21 protein-coding genes are annotated in these 20,698 nt (G+C 35.0%); 4 read left to right on the forward strand and 17 right to left on the reverse strand.

The window, feature by feature from the left end; genetic code table 11:
- Positions 1-191: 191 nt before the first annotated feature.
- Together SYN6308_RS18995 and SYN6308_RS19000 are read left to right on the forward strand one after the other, a co-directional pair.
- Positions 192-407 carry a hypothetical protein gene (locus SYN6308_RS18995; protein WP_017296041.1) on the forward strand — a complete coding sequence of 72 codons (216 nt, stop codon included), beginning with the start codon at positions 192-194 and terminating at the stop codon, positions 405-407.
- Positions 397-828 (forward strand): PIN domain-containing protein, encoded by a 432-nt coding sequence (locus SYN6308_RS19000; RefSeq protein WP_017296042.1) that lies wholly within the window; start codon positions 397-399, stop codon positions 826-828. The genes SYN6308_RS18995 and SYN6308_RS19000 overlap by 11 nt, the downstream gene beginning before the upstream one ends.
- A gap of 222 nt (positions 829-1,050) precedes the next feature.
- On the opposite strand, the gene SYN6308_RS19005 is transcribed toward SYN6308_RS19000, so the two are convergent.
- From SYN6308_RS19005 to SYN6308_RS19090, 15 genes are all read right to left on the reverse strand, one after another.
- Positions 1,051-4,233 (reverse strand): helicase-related protein, encoded by a 3,183-nt coding sequence (locus SYN6308_RS19005; RefSeq protein ID WP_017296043.1) that lies wholly within the window; start codon positions 4,231-4,233, stop codon positions 1,051-1,053.
- Between the two features lie 464 nt (positions 4,234-4,697).
- Positions 4,698-5,504 carry an ABC transporter permease gene (locus SYN6308_RS19020; RefSeq protein ID WP_017296045.1) on the reverse strand — a complete coding sequence of 269 codons (807 nt, stop codon included), beginning with the start codon at positions 5,502-5,504 and terminating at the stop codon, positions 4,698-4,700.
- Positions 5,497-6,141, reverse strand: a complete 645-nt coding sequence (locus SYN6308_RS19025) for an ABC transporter ATP-binding protein (RefSeq protein WP_017296046.1) — start codon at positions 6,139-6,141, stop codon at positions 5,497-5,499. Before SYN6308_RS19025 ends, SYN6308_RS19020 begins: the two co-directional genes overlap by 8 nt.
- A 96-nt stretch (positions 6,142-6,237) precedes the next feature.
- Complete coding sequence (locus tag SYN6308_RS19030) at positions 6,238-7,170, reverse strand: glutathione S-transferase family protein (RefSeq protein WP_017296047.1); 933 nt, start codon at positions 7,168-7,170, stop codon at positions 6,238-6,240.
- Positions 7,171-7,302: 132 nt separating this feature from the next.
- Positions 7,303-8,781: an Asp-tRNA(Asn)/Glu-tRNA(Gln) amidotransferase subunit GatB gene (gene gatB / locus SYN6308_RS19035; RefSeq protein WP_017296048.1), complete on the reverse strand. Its 1,479-nt coding sequence runs from the start codon at positions 8,779-8,781 to the stop codon at positions 7,303-7,305.
- A gap of 299 nt (positions 8,782-9,080) precedes the next feature.
- Positions 9,081-9,350, reverse strand: coding sequence for a YciI family protein (locus SYN6308_RS19045; protein WP_017296050.1), 270 nt, complete (start codon positions 9,348-9,350; stop codon positions 9,081-9,083).
- Between the two features lie 38 nt (positions 9,351-9,388).
- Complete coding sequence (locus SYN6308_RS19050) at positions 9,389-10,645, reverse strand: DUF3086 domain-containing protein (RefSeq protein ID WP_017296051.1); 1,257 nt, start codon at positions 10,643-10,645, stop codon at positions 9,389-9,391.
- 74 nt (positions 10,646-10,719) lie between these two features.
- Complete coding sequence (locus SYN6308_RS19055; RefSeq protein WP_017296052.1) at positions 10,720-11,100, reverse strand: DUF3119 family protein; 381 nt, start codon at positions 11,098-11,100, stop codon at positions 10,720-10,722.
- A gap of 212 nt (positions 11,101-11,312) precedes the next feature.
- On the reverse strand, positions 11,313-12,476 hold the full coding sequence (locus SYN6308_RS19065; RefSeq protein ID WP_026102170.1) for a pyridoxal phosphate-dependent aminotransferase: 1,164 nt from the start codon (positions 12,474-12,476) through the stop codon (positions 11,313-11,315).
- Between the two features lie 130 nt (positions 12,477-12,606).
- The gene (locus tag SYN6308_RS25025) at positions 12,607-12,756 is read right to left on the reverse strand and encodes a hypothetical protein (RefSeq protein ID WP_158412770.1); all 150 of its coding nucleotides are present in this window, start codon (positions 12,754-12,756) and stop codon (positions 12,607-12,609) included.
- 459 nt (positions 12,757-13,215) lie between these two features.
- Entirely contained in the window at positions 13,216-13,920 is a 705-nt protein-coding gene (gene thyX, locus SYN6308_RS19070) for an FAD-dependent thymidylate synthase (RefSeq protein WP_017296055.1), read from the reverse strand.
- A gap of 218 nt (positions 13,921-14,138) precedes the next feature.
- A complete protein-coding gene (locus SYN6308_RS19075) occupies positions 14,139-14,459 on the reverse strand; it encodes a nucleoside triphosphate pyrophosphohydrolase family protein (RefSeq protein WP_017296056.1) in 321 nt (106 codons plus the stop codon).
- A gap of 115 nt (positions 14,460-14,574) precedes the next feature.
- Positions 14,575-15,852, reverse strand: coding sequence for a cell division protein FtsZ (gene ftsZ, locus SYN6308_RS19080; RefSeq protein ID WP_017296057.1), 1,278 nt, complete (start codon positions 15,850-15,852; stop codon positions 14,575-14,577).
- 251 nt (positions 15,853-16,103) lie between these two features.
- Complete coding sequence (gene trpD, locus SYN6308_RS19085; RefSeq protein WP_017296058.1) at positions 16,104-17,135, reverse strand: anthranilate phosphoribosyltransferase; 1,032 nt, start codon at positions 17,133-17,135, stop codon at positions 16,104-16,106.
- 131 nt (positions 17,136-17,266) lie between these two features.
- Complete coding sequence (locus tag SYN6308_RS19090) at positions 17,267-17,962, reverse strand: PD-(D/E)XK nuclease family protein (RefSeq protein ID WP_017296059.1); 696 nt, start codon at positions 17,960-17,962, stop codon at positions 17,267-17,269.
- A gap of 73 nt (positions 17,963-18,035) precedes the next feature.
- Between SYN6308_RS19090 and SYN6308_RS19095 the strand changes: the two genes are divergently transcribed.
- Positions 18,036-18,281, forward strand: a complete 246-nt coding sequence (locus tag SYN6308_RS19095) for a hypothetical protein (RefSeq protein WP_026102171.1) — start codon at positions 18,036-18,038, stop codon at positions 18,279-18,281.
- Between the two features lie 175 nt (positions 18,282-18,456).
- Here SYN6308_RS19095 and SYN6308_RS19100 read toward each other — a convergent pair whose 3' ends face one another.
- Positions 18,457-18,906 (reverse strand): DUF3531 family protein, encoded by a 450-nt coding sequence (locus SYN6308_RS19100; RefSeq protein ID WP_017296061.1) that lies wholly within the window; start codon positions 18,904-18,906, stop codon positions 18,457-18,459.
- Between the two features lie 45 nt (positions 18,907-18,951).
- Between SYN6308_RS19100 and SYN6308_RS19105 the strand changes: the two genes are divergently transcribed.
- A complete protein-coding gene (locus SYN6308_RS19105) occupies positions 18,952-19,611 on the forward strand; it encodes a ComF family protein (RefSeq protein ID WP_017296062.1) in 660 nt (219 codons plus the stop codon).
- Positions 19,612-19,700: 89 nt separating this feature from the next.
- Here SYN6308_RS19105 and argF read toward each other — a convergent pair whose 3' ends face one another.
- Positions 19,701-20,624: an ornithine carbamoyltransferase gene (argF, locus tag SYN6308_RS19110; RefSeq protein WP_017296063.1), complete on the reverse strand. Its 924-nt coding sequence runs from the start codon at positions 20,622-20,624 to the stop codon at positions 19,701-19,703.
- Between the last annotated feature and the right edge of the window lie 74 nt (positions 20,625-20,698).

Below are 20,698 nucleotides of genomic sequence, written 5' to 3' on the forward strand. Positions count from 1 at the left end.
AGCTGCGCCACTTCGTGATCGAATTTCTAACTATTGCTCAATTCTTCATGTTTAAACAAGATTTTTTGATGAGCTTGGATTGAACATTGTTCAACCCCTACGGGAAAAATGTAGGGACAGAAAAATTTTCTGCCCATCTCCACCAAAAATATTGATGATATAATATTATTTATTGACTATAAATTAAATTTATGTTGAATATAAATACTATTGAATTTACCACAAAAATTAATCAAGGAATGATTTTAATTCCTCAAGAGTATAATGGAAAATTGACAGAAGAATTAGAAGTTGAAGTTATTATTAAGCCGATAAAAAAAAGACGATTAATGGATGAATTAGCTGAAAATCCTGTGATAGTTGATAATTGGAAAGACTTAACAAGAGAGGATATTAATGACAGATAATAAAATTTTTATAGATTCCAATATTTGGCTTTATCGGCTTCTTTATGATACAAAATCAGATCCTTTTTTATATAAAAGAAAAAGAGAAATAGCTATTAATTTAACTAATTCTCCTAATATTATTATTAGTACTCAAGTGATCACAGAAACTTGCTCTGTACTGAAAAGAAAAGCTAATTTTTCTGATACTCAAATATTTCAGATTATCGAGGAATTTGAAGAACAATGTTACATTATTTGTCTAACATCAAGGGAAATGAAAAATGCTTGTGAACTTAGAAAAAAATATAATTTTTCATATTGGGATAGTTTAATTATTTCTTGTGCATTAGTTTCTTCTGTGGATGTGATTTATTCAGAAGATATGCAACATGGTTTAGTCATCGAAGAAAAACTGACAATCATTAATCCTTTTTTTTGAATAAATCTGGAATTATTATTAGAAGTTCGATCGAGCTATACCACTTCCTGATCGAATTTCTAATTATCGCTCAATTCTTTATGGTTAAATAAGATTTCTTGATGAGGTTGGGTTGAATATTATTCAACCCCTACAGGAAATTTCACTGCTTACCTTTACCCAAAAGTTATGGATGATTTTAATAAATCGATCGAGTTTAATTAGGTTCGATCGAACTGAAATCTAATAAGAATTATAATCTTGATTATGATTAATATTTTGTTCAGGTAAATCATTGATGATTTTGATTAGAGCGACTGGAATAGGTACAAAATAATTAGTATTTTCGGCAAATAAATCATCTCCTAAATTAAAGGAATTTTTTACCCAATTAGTAATTTTTTCTCCCATTTTTTTAGCTTCTTCGATAAGATTAAATTCAGTAAAATTAATTTCTTTCATAATTTCTTCCTCTAAAAACATAATCATTTGATTAGTTTCGATCGCACTTGCACCATTAATATTAATAGGTTGTTCAAATTGTTCTGAAAAACCATAATAAGTTAAATATTTAGCACGTTCTAATTTATTATTATGTTCTAATTCACTCAAAGGATGAGCAATAAAAACTATATATTGATAATCTTTCAAATCTGGAAATTTTTGAGCAAAATTAGTCTGAGAAATTACCATAAAATCCGCTTGTTTTTGCCGTGCCAAAGACTCCGTTAAAGTTCCAATAGGATCAACTCCGATAAGAGGTTTAAATTGTTTTGTATCTCCTCTCTGAGCATTATTGTCAATATACCAAGGCAATAAACCAGCTAAAGGATTAATATTTTTTTCTTGACTAAAAAGTCCAAACTCTGGATCAAAATTATAACGAGTTTTTTGATTCCGAAAATGTTGAATAACTAAAACATCAGAAATAGCTGATTCCATTTCCGTTTTTTCTTCTCCAAATATAGGACGTTCCCACTCTTTTTGTTCAAAAGTCAACTTATGTTTATAAAAGTCGTATTGAGTAGTGTCTATTTTTTCCCAAACTTTAAGGCGTTTTAATAGTTTATCTCGATCTAAAACTTCCATCGGTTTTAATTTTTCATTTAGTCTTTTTAATTCCATTTCCATTACTTCACTATGTTGTCGAGCAGAGATTAAAACTTTATCTACAGTATTAGTATCTACTTTTCCATTTTGAATTGCCTCAGTGATTTTTTCCTGTTGTTTATTGTCTAATTGTCCTAAAATTTTTAATTGCATACGAGGATCATTAACTCCTGCATCGGCTAAACGTTCCCATAACGCACTATCTCGTTTTTCGGCTAAAGTGCCTTCTAAAATGAGATAATAAGCGGTAACATCCGAAATTTGCCCCAATCGAGCTACTCTACCATTTCTTTGCATTAAAATGGCTGGATCAGGGCTAATATCCCAATGTACTACTTTATTCGCTATCTGAAAATCTAAGCCTTCATCGGCGGCAGAAGTAGCCACTAAAATACGATAATTTCTGTTTCGATCGTAAAATTTCTTCACAATTTCTGCTCTTTCATCAGTATTTAAACTGCCTGTTAAGGCAAGACTCTCTTTCATAAAAGTAGCTTTAATAATTGCCGTAGTTTGCAATACTTCTGTGAATACTAAAAAACGGGAGTCAGGATGAGCTTTTAACATTTCTCCTAACCAGTTTAATTTAGCATTTTCTACACTTCGGCCTGATTTAAGTAAGTCTAAACCTAACTCTGTCAAAATTAAAATTTCTTCTGCCGATGCTTGTAAATCACTATCTATTTCAATATCATCATCATTTTTATCAGCTTTTTCTCTTGGGTTGACATTTTCTAAAAGACGTTTTTGAAATTCATAAATAGCTGGAATACTACCATCTTTCAAGTTACTGGCTTTAAAAGAAAAGTTACCATCAGAAGGAAAACTAACTTCTTTGGCATAATCACTTTCTCTATCTTCATCAAATTGAGATAAATTTTTGGAAATTTGGCGAATTAACTCTCTTAAATTTTCGGTATCAGGAGAATTATCGCTTTTATAGGCTTTCTCACTTTGCCATTTACTATGATGTCGAACGCACCAGCGAAATAACCAACAAGCACCTGCTAAAGAGCTACTGGTTAAGCGAGTTTCAAGATGTGCAGTGGCAAAACCGCCAAAACTATCACCATGATTACGATAAATTTTTTGGACAGTCTTTTTAATTGTTTCTAAAGTAGATAAATATTCCTCATCGGTTTTTTCTAACCTTGTTTCTCCTTCTCGATGAGGACGAATAATGGTTAATTGGGGAAATAGCCTTTTATCTTGCCAATTACGAATCTCATCTTGTTGTCGCCATACTATTGCGACTTGAGAATTTTCTTGAGAGATAGCTTCTAATAACTGTTTTTGCTCAATATCTTTATCAAAGGCATTTTTGAGAACTGTTTGATGTGCTAATAATCGTAATAAATTCGTAAACTGATTAGCAGAACGAAATGGAGTGGCACTCATTAAAATTACTAAATCAGGGGCTTCTGAGTCAAGCCAGTATTTACCTGTAATAATTTGATGGGCGGCAATATAAGCCTGAGTAGTGTCATTAAAATCCTTTAAAGATTTACCGTTAAGATTACCATTACTAGCACAATGATGACATTCATCGATAATTACAATATTTGGTTTAACTCCTTTTGCTAAATCTTTTTTGTCTTTTGGACTCAGATAACGTCTAGCGGCGTGCATACTGGCAATACGAATACCTTTTTGGCTAATGGGATCACCGTAATCTCGAAAAGAGTTTACTACAGTGATTAAGCTATCATCTTGATCTTTAATGACGCTACGGAGTTTTATTTTGACATCCTCTGTCAATCCTCCAGAGGTTAAATAAAGACAGCTAAAATTTTCTAATCCTTGAGTAATTAGTTTATCTCTCAAGATTAAGCCTATTTCGATCGTTTTTCCCAACCCTACTTCATCGGCAATTAAAACTCTTTTAATTCCTGATTCATGATTTTTCAAGTATTGTTGTAATGCTAGTTGATGAGGAAAAGGATCTTTATCACTAGCTGTAATTCTTCCTGAATAGAGATTTGCTAATAATTCTAATGCACCTAATTTTAAAACAGTTTTAACTTGAGAATGATGATCAATAAAGTTTTGGGATAAAACACTTTCACCGACATAATATCCCTGATTTTTTTTAAGCTGAGTTAAAATGTCAGGATTTCTTTGTTTGATTAATTGCCAATTACGAAAGTTACGAAAACGAATACCTCTTTTTTCTAATACTTCGCTTTCTCTGTCTGTGGTTTCGATCGTATAACTATAATGATTATAAGCGTTTCGATCAGAATTTTCGGGATCAGCCCAAACTATATCTACATGATGATTACTTTCTGACGGAATCTCGAATAAATTGTAAGACATTATATTTACCCCAAAATAACAATATGTTGATTAGTATTTGTTTCTCTACTTATTTATCAGGTGAACTTTGTTGATTTATGCAAGATTCACGAATAAAATTTTTCGATCACTGAAAGTGGCGCTGCGCGATCGTTAACCGTGAGACACTGAATGAAAAAATACTCGTGAAAAACCTAAAAAATTCCAGATATTCGGTTTTGGACCAGGAAAATTAGCTAAATTGCAACAGCAATTAAGGGAAAATAAACAAGAAGAAGCCCTAAAATATTGGCAAAATTGTATTGATTTAACTAGAAAAAATATATTTCGTAAAAAAGTTTGACCTGCTCCCGCAGCCTTTGGCGATCGAAAAGTGGGGAGGTTCGATCGAATTTCTAATTTTAAAAAATATAAAAATTGTAGGAGCAGAAAATTTTTCTGCCCCCCCCACCAAAAAATATTGATCAAATAAAATCGAACTATTATTAAACCTTCTTGGTATTATTGAGAATGGCGATTTTTAATTGATGGTTAGGAGTCGTCAGGGCAATCCAAGCTAATAATACTACCATCAATGTACCCAATGCACTGCCAGAGGCGATCGCAAAGGTGATAACAACTTGATAACGAACAGCATTTAAAGGGGAAGCACCTGCTAAAATTTGCCCTGTCATCATACCGGGTAAACTAACTAAACCCATTACCATCATGGAGTTAATCATCGGAATCATGCCCGTAGCAATGGCGGAAGTAATTTCTTGATGAGTTGCTTCCCAACGAGTAGCACCCAAGGATAAAAGGGTTTCTACTTGGTGACGATTTTTCACGAGGTTATCCATGAATTTGTCTAAGCCGAGGGATATTCCAGTGAGGGTATTTCCTAAAATCATACCTAATAAGGGAATAAGATATTGAGGATTATACCAAGGCTCGACTCTGATAATTCCTGCTACGGATAAATTAGTAATCACAAATGAGGATATTAAGACGGAAATTAAACTACGCCAATATATACTTGGAAATCTTCGGGAGGTACGGTTTACGGCGGATATTCCTGCGATACTAGCCATTATAAGGGCGATCGAGATAACTAACCAAGGATTAGAAAGGTTAAATAACCATTCCAACACATAGCCAATTAAAAGTAATTGTATCACCATTCTTAGGGAGGCGATAAAGAGCGATTTTTCTAACCCTAGTCGTAACCACACAGAAAGAATTATGTTGATGAGGATTAGTGCTACTGCTCCCCCTAATTGGAAATAATCAAGAGATATATAGTTATCAGACATTTTTAAGAATCAATTGTTTATCGGTAACACGATCGATTTGATTACTGTCATGGCTTGTCCAAATACAAGCCCTCTGCGGATTTTCCTTGAGCCACAGAGCGATGGCACTTTCTACCTGTGCCGTAGTTTTTGCATCTAAAGAAGCGGTACATTCATCTAATAATAGTATCATGGGGTCAAGTTGTAAGGCACGAATTAAAGCCACTATCTGACTTTCTCCCCCCGATAAGTTACTGGCAGATTGTGCTAAAAAAGATACAGATCGATCGAACAAATCTAACCATTGAGTTATTTTAGAGGTGTCATATTCACGCTGTTTGTGAATGTCTAAACGATAAATATATTTTAAATTATCTTCCACCGTACCTTCAAACATTACTGATCGTTGATGTAAGTATATCACCTGAGAACGATAGTTTGGTATATCCCAAGAGACAATATTTTTATCTTGATAGATAATTTCTCCTTCTAAGGGTGTATCTAAATGTGCGATCGCCCTTAATAGTACACTTTTACCAGTACCCGTTGCCCCCACCAATCCTAAACTTTCCCCCGATGGCAACGTAAAGGAAAGATTACGCCATAGCCAACGGGAATTGATTTGTTGCCCTAGATTGACAATTTTTAAAATACTCATAGGGGTTTACCTCAGTTCGACAGAAGAAAAATGGTGAAGACGAGACAGGTGGACAAGTGGACAGGAAGAAAAATTGTCAAGATTATAACATTTTGATTATAGGGGAATAATTCCACTGGGATTAAGAGGGAATAAATTACCGAAATAATCTTTTTGAATAACTTTTAAATCGTAAGTCTCTTTTACTCCCGATAAATTATCAATGTCTTTAACATATCGGCTTAAATTAGGGTAACTCTCGATCGATCTTAAACTACACTTAAATAAACTGTAATAAACAGCATCAAAACGAATTAGAGTAGTAAATAAGCGAATATCTGCTAAAGTTAATCGATCGAAACATAAATAACGATTATTGCCTAAATTTGCCTCAATATCATCTAAAACAGCGAATAAACCTCTACAAGCCTCCTCGTAAGCCTCTTGGGTTTGAGCAAAACCGCAACGATACACCCCATTATTAACATGATGGTAAATTTTCTCATTCCATGAGTCTATCTCCGATTTAAGCTCATCAGGATAAAGGTTTAAATCACCATTAGTGGCATATTCATTAAACTGGTTATTCAGGATAACAATAATTTCCGCACTCTCATTATTAACAATGGTTTTCGTCTTTTTATCCCATAACACTGGCACGGTGCAACGTCCTTTATAATTAGGTTGCGATAACTGATAAAGTTGCCTGAGACTCTCACAATTTTCTGACACTTCCTCCATTATCCACCCCCCTTGATTCACTGAGGGAATAACAATATTAATATCAATCACATTTTCTAATCCTTTCAACTTCCTTACGATCGAAGTACGATGTGCCCAAGGGCAACCAATGCCTACATATAAACAATATCGATCGACTTCTGGGGTATAAATATTATTATCCCCATTCATTTGATGGCGAAATTGACTCAACGGGCGATTATAACTCCCCTTTTCACTAGGTGCTAATTGAGACATCATCGCTAACCATAAACTTTTCCAAACAAATTTAGCGAAGATAATGAGAAACGAAGTTGGTAAAGATTTCATAATTAGGGGTTGCCTCTTGCCTCTTGCCTTTTGCCTTTTTTAATTGTTTTTTCGTAGTCTTTGATGGATAAAAAAAAGGAAAATATTACTTGATTAAAAGTTCAGATTTTCCCCTTTCTAACCCATCCTAAATTATTTATTTAGTTTTTCATTGAGGATTTTATTCGCTAATTTAGGATCAGCTTTTCCACCTGTTTCCTTCATAATTTGTCCCACAAAAAACCCTTGTAATTTAGTCTTTCCAGCTTTAAATTGTGCTAATTTATCGGGATTATCAGCGATAATTTTATCAATAATTTCTGCTAATTCATCAGGATTAGATATGGCGATTAAGCCTTTACTTTCCACAATTTCTTTAGGAGAACCGCCTTTAACTAACAATTCTGGTAGTAAATCTTTGGCAATTTTACCGCTAATTGTGCCGTTTTCAATTAAAGTAATTAATTCCCCTAACATCTCAGGTTTTAAAGCAATATCATTGATGGTTAACTCCACATTACTATTCAAATATGCCGCTATATCCTGTGTTACCCAGTTAGCTGAACCTTTGACACTTGCACCACTTGCTACTACTGCTTCAAAATAAAGTGCTACATCTCGATCGTCCGTCAAAACCCTAGCATCATAGGCAGATAAGCCAAATTCGGCTTCGTAACGAGTACGTTTTTGGGCTGGTAATTCAGGTAATAATTTTTGTAATGCTTCTAATTGTGCCTTACTGACTTCTAAAGGAGGTAAATCAGGTTCGGGAAAATAACGATAATCGCTTGAGCCTTCTTTGATTCTCATACTAAAGGTACATTGTTTTCCTTCGTCCCACAAACGAGTTTCTTGTACGATCGAACCGCCATTTTCGATGGTGTCAATTTGTCTTTCAATCTCGTACTCAATGGCTTTTTGAATGGCGCTAAAGGAGTTCATATTTTTGATTTCCACTTTGACACCGAACTCTTTTTGTCCTACAGGACGAACAGAAATATTTACATCACAACGGAGTGAGCCTTCTTGCATATTACCGTTACCAATACCCAAATAACGCACCACTCGGCGCAATTCTTGGGCATATTCTGAGGCTTCTTGTCCACTACGCAAATCTGGCTCGGAAACAATTTCTAATAAAGGGATACCAGTGCGATTAAAGTCCACTAAAGAATGAGTTGATCCTGCTAATCGATCGCTCCCACCATGAACTAATTTTCCCGCATCTTCTTCCATATGTAAACGGGTAATACCGATGGTTTTTTTTCTGACTTCTTTGGTTTTAGGATCAACTAATTCAATTTCTAATTTACCATGTTCAACGATAGGTAAATCAAATTGAGATATTTGATAATTCTTTGGTAAATCAGGATAAAAATATTGTTTTCGATCGAATTTACTATAACTAGCAATTTGTCCGTCAATGGCTAAACCCATTTTAATCGCAGAGTTTAACACTTCTTCATTTAAGACAGGTAAAACCCCCGGATGTCCCAAACAAATAGGACAAACATTCGTATTAGGAGGACTATCAAAATTTGTCGAACAATTACAGAAAATTTTTGTATTTGTATTAAGTTGACAATGGGTTTCTAAACCAATAATTGCTTCGTACTTAGTTGTTGTGGTCATATTTTTTTATAAACTATTAATAATAAGTTAAATTTGGAACAATTCCCTCTTTAATTCCCCCCCAAATGTGGGGGCTGTTTCATTTTCAAATTTTTGATTAAGAGGGAGTAATGAATAACGCATACTTTGACTACGACACTTCGACTCTAGTTATCTGGACTACGCTCGATAACCGTAATAAGTAATCAGTTTTGATAATTTACTATCATAAATTGATTATTTCAAGATTTATTATTACTTAAAATTTGTAAGCAATAAATCCCCCTAATCCCCTAATACCCTAACACCCCAAGATTTTTTTAAAAGGCTTGAATCCACTCTTTAATTTCATAATCTGTCCAAATATTGTTTTGCCAATAAGGATCAGATTCTACTAAATTTTTGACTATGGCTTCATTTTCTGCCTCATAAATACCAAAGACTTTACTATTATCTTTTGTAGGTCCTAAAGTAACTAAAATACCTTGTTCTTTTTGTTTGCCTAATCCTTCTAAATGCGCTTGACGATAGGGCGTTCTTTTTTCTAAAGCGTTATCGCAATAACTTCCGAATAAAATGTATTTTGCCATAAGTAATAGTTAGTAATTAATAAAATTATTTCGTTTTTTTAGTAATAATAATTAGAGGATTGAGTTGTGGTTTCTGGGGCAAATGCTAACCATAGGGGAAATTTTAACAGTGATAGGCTTACTTTGTCATCGGTTTGATCCATGATAACTAAGGGTAAATCTTTTTCTTCGATAATGCGATCGCCCTTTTGAATTAGGGATTCTGGTGTTTCAAACAATACTACTCCTCGATTCGGTCCAAAATCACTACGGGAAATTCCTAAACAGTCTTGTAAACCTCGTCTCCATTCTCCTAGTCTTTCGGGGGTATCTGATAAAATGAGAGTTCGGGTTCGATCGCCGTATAACTGATAAAGTATAGACATAATGGCAGAAGCGATCAAAATATTTTGTAGTCTTGAACTCATACTGCGTAAGCTACCCCGTCCTCCTTGAGTAAAAAACCATTCTCCAACCCTTTCAGCGTGGATAGGTTCAAAGGTACGCCGTAATTGCCAAGGTGCACCATAGTAATCAGGGCGAGTACGATATTGATCTAGTAAACCACGAATTTGACGGATTTCTTCCTTAAAGTTTTTCTCCACAAAGCTCGGATTGGGGTTTTTATTTTGATTTATAGGAGTAGGAGTTGGCGTTTCTTCCCATGATGGAGAGTTGTTATTAGTTAATTCTAACTGTTCGACGGCGGATGTTAAGTCTTGTAAACTACCAACTAAATAATCTTTAAAACCTTGTACTCGAATGGCTAAATCTTGAGAAACTCCAGAAAAAGTGGTTTTCATTTCTCGATCGATTTTCTCTTTTCGCCGTTCTAATTTTTGAATTTCTAACTCTAAATTTTGTTTTTTTTGTTCTAATTCTTTTAAGCCTTCTTGGACTAATAAACTAATATTTTTTCTAATATTTTCTTGTTCTTTTAATAACTCTTGAGTTTGATTTTCTAAGGTATTAATTTCTGTTTTTACCTCATTATTTTCTACTTCAATATTTGTGTTTATTTCTTGTTTAATTTCCTCTGGTTTAAACTCTATTTCTTGCTTCTCAATTTTACTTTCTTCTACAAAAGATTTTGATTCTTCCTCTTGAGGATAATCTATATCATCTAAAGATAAAATATTTAATTCTTCTGTTAAAGATTCATTATTTTCCTCTGCTTCTAATTCTTCAGATTCTATAGATTCCAAAGTTTTATTAGTCTTCTGGGGCTTTTCTGATTGCATTTCCCATAAATCATCATCATCAAAATAATCTAATTCGGTATTGTTTTCTAAAGATTCTTTTTTAGTCTCGGACATAGTAATTTTTAATAATTTAGTTAATCAATAAAATAGTAATTTTTATTATGTTTTAGTCATTAAACCAAGAGAATTTATGCTTTTTTACAATATTTTTCTAAACATTCTCTCAAGGTTATGGCATCAAATATAATAGGAATAAAATGAATACTATTAACTTCTTTAAAGTATAGCAAAATCGGTACAGGTTGCCAAAAAATTTCCCAATTTTCCCATTCTATATAAGGAAAGGTTCTAATATTTTTTTCTCCTCGATAAACTTCTAGTGCGATCGAGGTAAATTTTAACTTAATTATGTTAGCTTGAATAAGTAAAAATATGCCAAATAAGATCACTACAGCACCGAGAATAATTTGTAATAAACTTAAGGCAATACCACCAATAATTATCACAAAAGGGATACGATAATTAGGGTCTAATGTTATGGTTTCTGAAGATAAAACAGTACTTTTCATTCGTTTTTTTACTAAAATTTTCGTTTAATATCCTTTATATTTTAATTCGATCGGGCTAAGAATAACTGAGTTCGACAAAAGAAAATTGATGAAGGTGAGAGGGGGAAGAGGGGGAAGAGGGGGAAGAGGGGGAAGAGGGGGAAGAAAATGACTCAAAATCTTGATTTTTCATTATTTAACCTAAAACCTAACACCTAAAACCTAACACCTGATTACAGTGACTCGATAAAGTGACTTAATCTAGTCATACCTTTTTCGATCGAATCCATATCAGTAGCATAAGATAAACGAATACAGTTATCATTACCAAAAGCAACCCCCGGAATAGTAGCTACCTTTTCTTGAGTGAGTAACTTATCGCAAAATTCAAGGGATTTTAAACCAGTGTTGCTAATATCAATAAACAAATAAAAAGCCCCTGCTGGTAAAGGAGTACTAACATTAGCAATAGATTTAACAGCAGAATACATAACTTTTCTTCTTTGCGCGAAAGAAAGTAACATTTCTGCTACACAGTCTTGAGAAGATTCTAAAGCTGCGATCGCACCATATTGAGCAAAAGTACAGACATTAGAAGTACTATGACCTTGCACAGTAGTCATCGCTTTGATAATATTAACATCCCCAGCGATATAACCTACACGCCATCCCGTCATGGAATAAGCCTTAGCAAAACCATTACTAATCAGAGTGCGTTTAAAAATCTCCTCATTAACCGCACCAATACTTAAATGGGTTGCACCATCATAAAGAATTTTCTCGTAAATTTCATCAGATACCACTAAAATATCATGTTTAACAATAACTTCCGCTAATGCCTTAATCTCATCAGGAGTATATACTGAACCAGTAGGATTAGAAGGGGAATTTAAAACAAATAACTTAGTTTTCGGAGTAATCGCCTCCTCTAACTGCTTAGGAGTAATTTTATACTCATTTTCGGCAGTCGTAGTAACAATCACAGATTTTCCTCCAGCCAATGTCACCATTTCAGGATAACTTAACCAATAAGGTGCAGGAATAATTACCTCGTCATCCTGTTCGATAAGTGCCATCATTAAATTATATAAAGAGTGTTTACCGCCATTGGTAACGATGACATTTTCCGCTTTATAGTCTAAATTGTTATCTTTTTTGAGCTTATTGGCAATGGCTTGACGCAAAGGCATTTCTCCTGCTGCCGCACCATATTTAGTTTTACCTTCATCTAAGGCTTTTTTTGCCGCTAACTTGATATGATCAGGAGTATCAAAATCTGGCTCACCGGCACTAAAACTACAAACGTCTAGTCCTTCAGCTTTCATAGCTTTACCTTTAGCGGTGATAGTAAGGGTAATGGAAGGATTAACTTGAGATATTCTACTGGCTAATTTAATCATTGTTGCTTCAATTTTGAGGAATGAGTCCTTTTATTTATAATAATAATTGAACAACGAACAGTAAAATATAAAACTCTTTCTGTAAAAAGTTTTGATAAAAACGATTATAAGTTATCTAGCAAACCTGTTAATTAAATCTATTATCAACCCTAGACTCCTCCAACCCTACCTCCCGTAACCTTTGTGCCAAAGCATAATATTCCCCCCGTGAAAAAACCTCTACCACACAATCGACATCCAAAGTCGGGCGAAGTTCATCCCGTAATATTTCATCCACATATAAAACAATAGTCGCCCTCCAGTAAAAACAAACCTTGTGGGAATATTTGCCAAAAGTGTCGCTACCCTTTCCAAATTGTCAATCTGGGGATTAGTCATATAACCTCTTACTTAACTCAATGATTGCAGTCTCCACCTCTGTGACACTCCCACGCTGACCTACGGTACAGACGTGGGCTTCCAAATATCGCTACTTGGATTTTCTGCTTCTTCGGGTGGTTCTAGCTGTCGATTTCTCCACAGCCCCGATACCACGATCCTCCACAGACTGCAACACCGTCTGCCCAACGGCTGTTAACCCACGTTGTTCTATTACCATAGCGGCGGCTACGTCACGATCAATCCTAAAAAACGCAAATCACCATAACTAAGCCAAGACGCATTTAACTTGCCTTTTTAGGAATATTTCTTATCCCCGTAAAACAGGCATCTTGCCTGTTATTCGATCGAACAAAGTTTATTTTTGTCCGTTGGAAGTCCATGCTTCGATCGAACAGGGTACTATAGGTTTAATCAATTCGACAATAGCTTGAGCATAAGCCCCTATTTCACCTTGAGCGCCCTTTCCCAATCGTAAATCGATGAAATTTAAGAGAGCTTGTAATGATACAGTCCACACCCAACTGGTATAAACCGAAGGAATTAAAACCCCTCTAGCTTGTTCTCTACCCACTCCCAATGATAATAATTTAGAATAAGCCTCATAACTAGCCTCACATTGTTGTTTATAAATTTCAATGGCGATGTCATTCGTTTCCGTGTCTAAACTGCCTATGGTAGCTTGTTTATTGTTTTTTGATTGTTTTCTGAATACAGGCGGAATATAAAACTCATTACTGTCGTCGATCGAAACATACCGAAAACTTTTTTCATTCCATCCTAGCTGTTCGTCATTATGATTACTTGCGATAACGTGTTTCCACCACTGTCGGCATACATACAAAGGAGCTTTCACTTTAAACTTAAATACTACACCACGAAAAGGGCTAGTATGTTTATGGGTAATCAGATATTTAATTAACTTAATATCTTGCTCATTTAATTCTGAAGAAGTTTTTTCAAAAGACGCTCTAGCATCATTAACAATACTGAGATCATTTCCCATAGAATCAATAAGTTCTATTCTACTTTTCCCATCCTTTAAAGGGTCTTGATAATTCATAAATTGTTTATTTTCAGTTTATTATTTTAGATACCGTTCAATAAATTGAACTCCATTTCCACAAAAAATATCATGATTTTTAATAATAATTGATTTGCTAATCATAAAAAATGCTTAGATTTCTTCTTAATTATACTTTTGAGTTAAATTAAATTTAGAGAATGAAAAAACCTGTTTCAGTAGAGACGTAAAATTTTACGTCTTTACTCCTTACTTTTTTATCGATCGTCCCCGTCACCTTGTAAAGTGTTATTGGCTTTTCTATTAAGGAGTTTATTAATATTTTTTTCCATGACTTCTTCAGGGTTTAAACCCAATTCATCACAAAGTCTAGCCCAATACCACATTACATCCCCTAATTCTTTAATTAACTTCTCTTTTGCTGTGTCTAAATCATTATCTTTTCTGATATATTTTTTGACAACACCGCTAACCTCTCCAGCTTCAGAAGCTAAACCTAAAGTCAGGTATTCTAAGAAAGTTTCTTGAGGATAAATAGCCGTTTTTCTGGTTAATAATTGATACTCTTTTACGTCCATAAAATAATTTAAAATCAGTGTACAAAATTCGATCGATGAAAATGGGTTGAACATTGTTCAACCCCTACAAAAAAATGCGTTATAGATTGGTTTGTAGTAAGGGTTTTAACCCTTTTTAACGGCGTGGAAAACGACGACGTTGTAAAAACTCAGGAATATCTAAGCCTTGTGCCACATTATTGGGATCATTATTGGGAGTGTTGTTGACAGGATTAGTCGGATTCGGATTTGTCAAAGTATCCTGTTTTGGTGCTGTAACTGTTTTAGTAACAGGAGCTATTCTCGGTTCGCCAGAAAAACCCGTAGCGATTACAGTAATGCGAATTTCTCCCTGCATTTTTTCATCAATTACCGCCCCAAAAATGATATTAGCATTGGGATCAACTATCTCATAAATGGTTTCGGCGGCGGTGTTTACTTCGTGCAAGGTTAAATCACTACCACCAGTAATATTGATGACAACTCCTGTCGCTCCTTGAATGGAAGATTCTAGTAAAGGAGAAGAAATTGCCGCTACAGCGCCTTCTTTTGCCCTCGATTTTCCTGAACCGATACCAATACCCATTAAAGCCGAACCAGCGTCCGCCATAACAGCTCTAACGTCAGCAAAATCAACGTTGACTAATCCCGGAATAGTAATTATATCGGAGATACCTTGAACTCCTTGTCTTAAAGTATCATCAGCCATACGGAAGGATTCTTGTAAGGGAGTTTCGGGAGGAATCACAGATAATAATTTATTGTTGGGAATGACAATTAAAGTGTCAACTTTGCTTTCTAAGGCTTGGATACCATCTTCGGCTTGGTTTGTACGACGACGACCTTCAAAGGTAAAAGGACGAGTGACAACTCCCACGGTTAAACATCCCATTTCTTTGGCTATTTCGGCGACAATGGGAGCAGCACCTGTGCCTGTACCGCCTCCCATTCCTGCTGTAATAAAGACTAAATCTGTATTTTCGAGGGTTTTGGCGATCTCCTCTCTGGATTCTTCGGCGGCTTTTTGTCCGATTGCCGGATTACCCCCAGCACCTAAGCCTCGGGTGAGTTTTTGACCTATTTGTAAGCAATTTGTTACCATAGATTGGGCTAAGGCTTGGGCATCGGTATTGATTTGCCAAAATTCAACTCCTACCACATTACCTTGAATCATGCGATTAACTGCATTACAACCTCCACCGCCCACTCCAATAACTTTTATTTTAGCGACGTTGCTAGGGATAATTTGATTAAAGTTCATATTTGTTTCTAATGACTCATTTCCTTGTTTCACTCGTTTCCCCGATCGAACTGGTGGATTACTACGATTAACAGGTTTTTTCGCCGATGGTTCTAAATATTCCTCAAGGTTTAAATCGGATTCATTCATTTCTGCTACATAATCATTTGTCATGGGTAGGTTATAGGATTCGGGGATGAAATTTTATGTTTGAGTTTTTTAAAATTTCGATAACTATAAAAGTTTATTAAAAATAATAATAATATTCAATATCTAATACTCAGGAAAATTATAACTTAACTCGTTGATATTTTCAGCTAAAGAATGAAAACTCTCTTGGTAATAATGATGATATGAGGTTGCTTCAGATTGCTTCGTACCTCGCAATGACAACAGAGATTGCTTCATAGCTCGATCGAGCTATTTTAGTTAAAAAAGTTAGCTAATTGAGTTAGTTTATCCCAAGGTGTGCCACTAGCAAGGATTTGACGACAAAGTTCGATCGAACTGTGATGATCTCCCATAGGTACTACTTCTCCCACTTGTAAAGCTAAAGAAGCGTTAAGAATAACCACATCATTTTGTGCTTGTGTGCCTTTGCCTTGTAATACTTTGGTGAGAATTTCCGCATTTTCTTGAACATCTCCCCCTTTAAGGGCGCTTAGGGGTGCAGGAGTGAGGTTTAATGCTTCGGGGTGAAGGGTGGTAATGGTAATTTCTCCCTTGTGGAAAAAAGCTAAATCGGTAATGTCTCCTAATCCTGCCTCGTCTAGTTTTTCTCTCCCATGGAGTACGATCGCCTTATCTAAAGATAAAGATTTTAAGGCACTTACTACTGGATTAATAAATTTAGTATCATATACTCCAATAACTTGACCAGTGGGGCGTAAAGGATTGACTAAAGGACCTAATAAATTAAAAATGGTTCTAATTTTCAATTCTTGTCGTAAAGGTACAACAGCTTTCATGGCAGGATGCCATCCGGGGGCGAATAAAAAAGTGATCCCCACTTGTTCTAAGGCTTGTTTATATTGAGTTTCTTCACCGTTTAACTTGATCCCTAAATATTCTAATACATCCGCCGAACCAACTTTACTAGAAGCCGATCGATTTCCGTGTTTTGCTACTTTAACTCCTGCCGCCGAAGCCACAAAAGCCACCGCCGTAGAAATATTAAAGGTGGAAGCTCCGTCTCCCCCTGTCCCACAAGTGTCGATCACGGGATAAGCATGGGTGATATTTTCTGAGTTACGGCACTGAGCTTGTAATACTTGAGCCATTCCTGCCAACTCTGTACCGCTCACACCTTTAGCTTGAATAGATGCTAAAATTGCCCCAGACAAAACGGGAGGAATTTCATTGTTTAACCACCCTTCCATTAAGTGGGAGGCTTGGGTTTCGGTTAAAGATTGTCGATCGAGTAATTGAGTGAGTAAATTTGACCAATCTTGAGTCATAAATCTAAGTTTGATAAGATTATGTGGTTATCCTATCATTGACTTTGGCTTATATCAAGGGAAAAGATATTGAATTTAGAGGAGATAAGAAGACAGGAAGACTGGAAGACAGGGAGACAGAAAAAAGGTGATTAATTTAATTCTACGGTGTCGGCGTAACTATACATTTCGATGCCTAAGTTTTTAGCAACAGGTTTCGCACGATCATCCACCATAGGACAAATTACTAATTTTCGATCGGCTTTACGTTGATGACGTTTTTCATAAAAAGCCACTTTTCGATCGAAGCTATACATTCCAGCTTTATCGATGGAAGATTTGATCTCACAAAGAATCAATAAACCATTTTTTACAATAACATCAATTTCCACTTGATCGGGTCTGCCAAAAACTTCTCCTTCATCGTCAAATTCATTGACATTCAAAACTTGTACCCCAAAAGAATCTTCGAGAATACCTTTGAGGGCATTACGAAAACTAGCTTCAGAATATAAACCCCATCTTGAACCCAAAGCACCGATGGTACTTTCATATTTTTTAGAGAGTTTTTTGATTTCTTCCAAACTGTCATCAATCTGGTTTTGCATTTTTTTGATTTCTCGATTGTTTTCCTCCCATTTACGATTTTGTTCATCCCATTTACGGGCTTGTTCTTCTCGATCGCGCTGTAATTCTGCTAAAATTCTGTCAAATTTACTTTCGGTTTCTTGTTTCGGTGCATAATATTCTGATACAGTACGAAGAATAAAATCCCGAATTAGTGGGTCTTTACTGATTAATTCTGGTAATTGTTGTTGAATGATATTCTTAATTTCTGTTTCTGTCATTAGCTTTTACTCTATATCATCACTATAGTATTTATTATATATCTTCTCTATTTAAAATTATCTTATTTTGCTTATGAAAGAAAAGTTATTAATGTGGCTCGATCGATTTTTAATTGCTGATGTATTTTTAGTTATTATTGCCTTTTTTTGGTTTGCGATCGCCATTGTAGGTCGATCGATGGGATTCCCTTTGGTATGGGATATATGGTATCAACTATGGATACCTGTATTTAACCCAGCCATTGGCATTTTATTTTTGGGTGCATTATTGAGTTGGATTATCAAAAAAATAGGAGAAATGAGAAATAAAAATGTCTAATTTTCTCCTTAAAAACTCTTTGAAAATTTCCCTTTAATTCCCCCAAGTTTGGGGGTTAGGGGGCGAAAATTTTACAACTAATTTATAGGTTATAGGTAAAAATCATTACCCTACAAAGAAATAAATTTCATTGCTAACAGCTAAACTCTACTAAAGTGAGTTAATTTTGTAAAAGTTAATCTTCTTCGGAAAAACCATAATCATCTTTTTTATTTACGCGCCAATCTTCATTTTCTCCCCCAATAATAAACTGATTAATTCCTACATATTCTTTAGCTAATTCTCGTAACGCATTGATTAAAATATCGATGCCGATTAAATCGCTAGTACCTAAATCAAACCAACATCTTCCCCAATTACTTAAAAACTCAAACTCTCCCATATTGTGCATAGGAGACATCAGAGAATTTTCGGCTAAATCGTGATCATAATCCATGTAACTAATATCAATACCTAAGTCTTGAATTTGTAAATTTTCGGCATTAAATGCTCCTAATTTTCCTAGATAAAACCATGAGTTAAATAATTCTTCTATATATTGCTTTTCCATGTCCGATGGTACATGATCAAATTCGATCCAAAACCATATATCAAAAGGGTTAAATTCTCTAAACTTTATTTCCATTTTTTAAGTTGCTTAAACAGTAAAATTATTGACTAAATTAAAGAAATGTTGAACAATTTTTTATCTTTATTTCTTAAATCAAATTGTCCTCTTTGTCAACGATCGAGCGATAAGATTATTTGTCGATATTGTGAGCAAAAATTACGCCATTGTCAACTTACCAAGTATAAACAATTTAGTCTTCAAAATTATCTGTTATTTTCGTGGGGTAAATATGATGATTATTTAAGAAGATCGATCGCCTCCCTCAAATATGATAAAAATAAAGAAATAGGGGAATTATTCGGAAATTGGCTAGGAAAAGCATGGTTAGAATCAGGATATAAAAAAACCTATGCTCAATTAACGGTTATACCCATCCCCTTACATCCCGAAAAATTGAAAACGAGGGGATTCAATCAAGCCGAATTAATTGCAAGGGGTTTTTGTGATGTCACGGGTTATCCCCTCAAAACACAATTACTAATCAGAGTGAAAAACACAGAAGCCATGTTTAGCCTCACTCCTCAACAAAGAAAAGCGAACATGGAGAAAGCCTTTAGTATTGGCAAAGACTATGAAAAAATCAACAAAATGCAACAAATTCTCATTATCGATGATATTTATACCACGGGTACAACCGTCAATGAAGGGATAAAAGTGTTAAGCAACGCCAAATTGAAAACCCTTGGAGTCGCCACCATTTCCCTCACAGGGGGAAAATAACCCATGAGGAATAATAAAATTTTTTGTTTGTAAAGGGTGAATACCATTTTGTAGAGGGTGAATACCATTCACCCCTACGAACTTTTTTATTATTCATTTAAGCCTAAGAGACAAGCCATTAAGGCTTTTTGGGCGTGCATTCTATTTTCTGCTTCATCCCAAATGCGAGATTGTCGCCCTTCCATTACCTCCGTTGTAATCTCTTTTTCACGATAGGCAGGAAGGCAATGTAAAATAATGGCACTATCATCAGCTAGGTTAACTAATTCTTGGTTGATTTGATAGGGTTGAAAAATGGGGACTCTTTGAGCGGTTTCTTCTTCCTGTCCCATACTTGCCCATACATCTGTATATAAAACATGGGCATTTTCTACGGCTTCTTTGGGGGATTGGGTGACAACTACTTGTTCGGGTTTTGTGGCTAAGGCTTGAGCTTGTTTTACTACATTTTCATCGGGTAAATAGCCTTCGGGCGCAGCTATTCGCACATTCATCCCCATTAAAACCCCCCCTAATAATAAGGAATGCGCCACGTTATTCCCGTCTCCTAAGTAGGTGAGAGTTAAACCTTCTAGGCATCCAAAAGATTCTTCGATCGTCTGTAAATCTGCTAAAATCTGACAGGGATGTTCTAAATCTGTTAGGGCGTTGATAATGGGAATTTTACTATAGTTAGCAAAGGTTTGTATATCCTCTTGAGCAAAGGTACGAATTGCTAAAATATCTAAATATCGATCGAGTACTCTTGCGGTATCTTCCAGAGGTTCACCCCTACCAACTTGAGTACGACTAGGATTTAAGTCGATAACATTACCCCCTAATTGATACATAGCAACGCTAAAAGAAACCCTTGTGCGAGTAGAGGCTTTATAAAATAAAAGTCCTAAAGTTTTGTTACTGTTAAATTGTATTTCACCCTTTTTTAAATCTGAAGCTAAATCAAGGATAGTTCTAATTTCTTCGGGGGTTAAGTCAGCAATACTTAATAAATCTCTACCTTTTAAACTACTCATAGGTTAAATTTGACTTCTAAAATAATTTTCTAATTTTAACGTGAACTGAGAAAAATGTATTCACTAATTAGGGA

The organism is Geminocystis herdmanii PCC 6308 (assembly GCF_000332235.1).
GTDB lineage: Bacteria > Cyanobacteriota > Cyanobacteriia > Cyanobacteriales > Cyanobacteriaceae > Geminocystis > Geminocystis herdmanii.

Bases quoted from the DNA above. Each gene is read 5' to 3' on its own strand.
- argF (WP_017296063.1), bottom strand. From the start codon at position 20,624: ATGAGTAGTTTAAAAGGTAGAGATTTATTAAGTATTGCTGACTTAACC.
- trpD (WP_017296058.1), bottom strand. From the start codon at position 17,135: ATGACTCAAGATTGGTCAAATTTACTCACTCAATTACTCGATCGACAA.
- SYN6308_RS19020 (WP_017296045.1), bottom strand. From the start codon at position 5,504: ATGTCTGATAACTATATATCTCTTGATTATTTCCAATTAGGGGGAGCA.
- SYN6308_RS19000 (WP_017296042.1), top strand. From the start codon at position 397: ATGACAGATAATAAAATTTTTATAGATTCCAATATTTGGCTTTATCGG.
- SYN6308_RS19090 (WP_017296059.1), bottom strand. From the start codon at position 17,962: ATGACAGAAACAGAAATTAAGAATATCATTCAACAACAATTACCAGAA.
- SYN6308_RS19075 (WP_017296056.1), bottom strand. From the start codon at position 14,459: ATGGACGTAAAAGAGTATCAATTATTAACCAGAAAAACGGCTATTTAT.
- SYN6308_RS19050 (WP_017296051.1), bottom strand. From the start codon at position 10,645: ATGTCCGAGACTAAAAAAGAATCTTTAGAAAACAATACCGAATTAGAT.
- thyX (WP_017296055.1), bottom strand. From the start codon at position 13,920: ATGAATTATCAAGACCCTTTAAAGGATGGGAAAAGTAGAATAGAACTT.
- ftsZ (WP_017296057.1), bottom strand. From the start codon at position 15,852: ATGACAAATGATTATGTAGCAGAAATGAATGAATCCGATTTAAACCTT.
- SYN6308_RS19025 (WP_017296046.1), bottom strand. From the start codon at position 6,141: ATGAGTATTTTAAAAATTGTCAATCTAGGGCAACAAATCAATTCCCGT.
- SYN6308_RS19030 (WP_017296047.1), bottom strand. From the start codon at position 7,170: ATGAAATCTTTACCAACTTCGTTTCTCATTATCTTCGCTAAATTTGTT.
- SYN6308_RS19100 (WP_017296061.1), bottom strand. From the start codon at position 18,906: ATGGAAATAAAGTTTAGAGAATTTAACCCTTTTGATATATGGTTTTGG.
- SYN6308_RS19005 (WP_017296043.1), bottom strand. From the start codon at position 4,233: ATGTCTTACAATTTATTCGAGATTCCGTCAGAAAGTAATCATCATGTA.
- SYN6308_RS19055 (WP_017296052.1), bottom strand. From the start codon at position 11,100: ATGAAAAGTACTGTTTTATCTTCAGAAACCATAACATTAGACCCTAAT.
- SYN6308_RS19045 (WP_017296050.1), bottom strand. From the start codon at position 9,350: ATGGCAAAATACATTTTATTCGGAAGTTATTGCGATAACGCTTTAGAA.
- gatB (WP_017296048.1), bottom strand. From the start codon at position 8,781: ATGACCACAACAACTAAGTACGAAGCAATTATTGGTTTAGAAACCCAT.
- SYN6308_RS19095 (WP_026102171.1), top strand. From the start codon at position 18,036: ATGAAAGAAAAGTTATTAATGTGGCTCGATCGATTTTTAATTGCTGAT.
- SYN6308_RS18995 (WP_017296041.1), top strand. From the start codon at position 192: ATGTTGAATATAAATACTATTGAATTTACCACAAAAATTAATCAAGGA.
- SYN6308_RS19105 (WP_017296062.1), top strand. From the start codon at position 18,952: ATGTTGAACAATTTTTTATCTTTATTTCTTAAATCAAATTGTCCTCTT.